The sequence below is a fragment of the Nostocoides sp. genome, from assembly GCF_035343835.1.
Lineage (GTDB): Bacteria > Actinomycetota > Actinomycetes > Actinomycetales > Dermatophilaceae > Nostocoides_A > Nostocoides_A vanveenii.
The window spans coordinates 1-2,665 of sequence record NZ_DAOQZV010000331.1; the positions used below are offsets into that span (position 1 = coordinate 1).

Sequence of the window (2,665 nt, forward strand, 5' to 3'; positions counted from 1 at the left end):
CCAGCGGCGCCAGCCACTGCGGCGCCTGAGGGGATCGGTGGCGCGTCACGGCCCACGCCGGCCGCGGTGCGGGCGGGTGCAGCCTGACGGGCGGGGGCAGGCATACCGGCGCGCAGTTGGAGGTATTGGTCGACGCCGCCGGGCAGGTCGCGGATGCGGCCGTCGCCGAGGAGGGCGACCTGGCGGTCGGTGATGCGTTCGAGCAGGTAGCGGTCGTGCGAGACGACGACGAGCGTGCCGACCCAGCCGTCGAGCAGGTCCTCGACCGCGGTCAGGGTGTCGATGTCGAGGTCATTGGTCGGCTCGTCGAGGAGCAGCAGATTCGGCTCGTCGAGCAGGACGCGCAGCAACTGCAGGCGCCGTCGCTCGCCACCGGAAAGGTCGCCGACGCGGACCTGCTGGCGCGGACCGGGGAAGCCCAACCGCTTGGCGAGGGTCGAGGCACTGACCGGCTTGCCGGCGAGCATGGTGCTCGTGCGCACCGACTCGATGGCCTCGATGACCCGCCGGTCGGCGAGTTCATCGAGTTCGCGCACGTCCTGGGTCAGGTGCCCGACGCGGACGGTGACGCCCTGCTTGCGCCGCCCGGAGTCCAGGGGGCTTTCCCCCGCGAGCACGTCGAGCAGCGTCGACTTGCCCGCGCCGTTGACCCCGACCAGGCCGATCCGGTCGCCGGGCGCGAGCTGCCACGTCACCCGCGCGAGCATCGGGCGCTCCCCGAAGGCCAGGCTCGCGTCGTGGAGGTCCACGACATCCTTGCCCAGCCGCGCGGTCGCGAAACGCATCAGTTCCACGCTGTCGCGCGGGGGCGGTTCGTCGCTGATCAGGGCGGCGGCCGCGTCGAGGCGGAACTTCGGTTTGCTCGTGCGGGCCGGCGCCCCCCGGCGCAGCCACGCGAGTTCCTTGCGCAGCAGGTTGGCGCGCCGCTCCTCGGTTACCGCCGCGATGCGAGCGCGTTCCGCACGGGCGAGGACGTATGCGGCATACCCCCCGTCGTAGGCATCGACCGTGCCGTCGTGGACCTCCCACGTCGCGGTGGCCACCGCGTCCAGGAACCAGCGGTCGTGGGTGACGACGATCAAGGCGCGATCCGGCCGCGCCCAGGTCGTCGTCAGATAGCGCGCCAACCAGGCGACACCCTCGACGTCGAGATGGTTGGTCGGCTCGTCGAGCATGAGCAGGTCGGCATCGGCGACCAGCGCGCGGGCGAGGGCGACGCGACGGCGTTCGCCGCCGGAGAGCCGGTCGACGACGGCCTCTAGGCCGCCGAGTGCTCCCGCCCGCTCGTCCCCGACCAGCCCACCGAGGACCTCGCGGATCCGCGATTCCGAGGCCCACTCGTGCTCGGCGGCGTCACCGACGATCGCCTCGCGGATCGTTGCTCCTGCGGGCAGGTCGTCGTCTTGGGCAACCTCGGCGATCTGCAGGCCGCCGGTATGCGTCACCCGGCCGTCGTCGAGGGTGCGGCGCCGCGCGAGCACCCCGAGCAGCGTGGATTTGCCCCCGCCGTTGGCGCCGACGACGCCGATCCGGTCGCCGGTGCCGATGCCGAGCGAGACGCCGTCGAGGATCACCCGAGTGCCGGAGTGGATGGTGGCCCGCTCCAGATTGACGAGATTGGCCATCAGCGCGCAGCCGCCGCCTCGATCGTGGCCCCCGGGACCGGCCCGACGGCCCGGCGCACGTCCGCGGCCGTCCCCGAGGCCGCGAGGGCGACGGCCAGATCGATGGCCGCCTCCGCGTTGCGAACCAGGAAGGCCACCGTCGGGCCGGAGCCGGAGACGATGCCGCCGAGCGCCCCGAAGCCGAGGCCGGCTTCGAGGACCTCGCCGAGGTCGGGCTGCAGCGAAATCGCCGCATCCTGTAGGTCGTTGGCGAGCCGGCCGGCGAGTCCGTCCCGGTCACCGGCAGCGAGTGCGGCCAGGAGAACCTGATCGGGCTCGGGCGCCGTGACGTCGGTGGCTGCGCGGAGGCGGTCGCACTCGGCATACACGCTCGGGGTCGACAGGCCCTGAGTGGAGAGCGCGAAAACCCAGTGGTACTTGCCTCTGGTCAGGACCGGGACGACGTGCTCGCCGCGGCCCGAGCCGAGCGCGGTGCCGCCGGAGATGAGGAAGGGGATATCGGAGCCGAGGCCGGCCGCGATGCCCTCGAGCTCGGCCGCCGGCAGGTCGAGACCCCAGAGCCGGGCACAGGCGACCAGGGCGCCGGCCGCATCCGCCGAGCCGCCTGCCATCCCGCCCGCGACCGGGATCTCCTTGGTGACCCTGAGGTGGACCGGCGTGTCGACACCCGCATGGTCGGCAAGGGCTTGGGCCGCACGAACGGCCAGATTGCTCGCGTCCCCCGGGACACCCTCGCGCGTGCGCCCGGTCAACTCGATCCCCCACTGCGGCGCGTGCGTGACCTCGACCAGGTCGTAGAGGCCAACGGCCTGGTAGACGGTCGCGAGCTCGTGATAGCCGTCTGCGCGCCGGGGTCCGACGCGCAACTCCAGGTTGACCTTAGCCGGCACCCGCACGCTGACGCGTGGCAGGAGCACCGGCGCCGACGTCATGGGGTCCACCTAACCATGTCCGGCATGTGGTCGCGTCGGCCCCGGCTACCGCCGTCGGGCGAGCGGCTCGCGGAGTTCGCCGACGCGGCGTCCGCCACGGCGCCGGCC

The 2,665-nt window shown here is 73.1% G+C and carries 2 protein-coding genes; both read right to left on the reverse strand.

The features are described 5' to 3' along the window. Positions 1-1,625: ABC-F family ATP-binding cassette domain-containing protein (locus tag PKH97_RS15695; protein WP_324388547.1), on the reverse strand; the 1,625-nt coding region annotated here is incomplete at its 3' end. Further along, a complete protein-coding gene (locus tag PKH97_RS15700) occupies positions 1,625-2,557 on the reverse strand; it encodes a 4-(cytidine 5'-diphospho)-2-C-methyl-D-erythritol kinase (RefSeq protein ID WP_324388548.1) in 933 nt (310 codons plus the stop codon). The genes PKH97_RS15695 and PKH97_RS15700, both read right to left, overlap by 1 nt. Positions 2,558-2,665 lie beyond the last annotated feature (108 nt).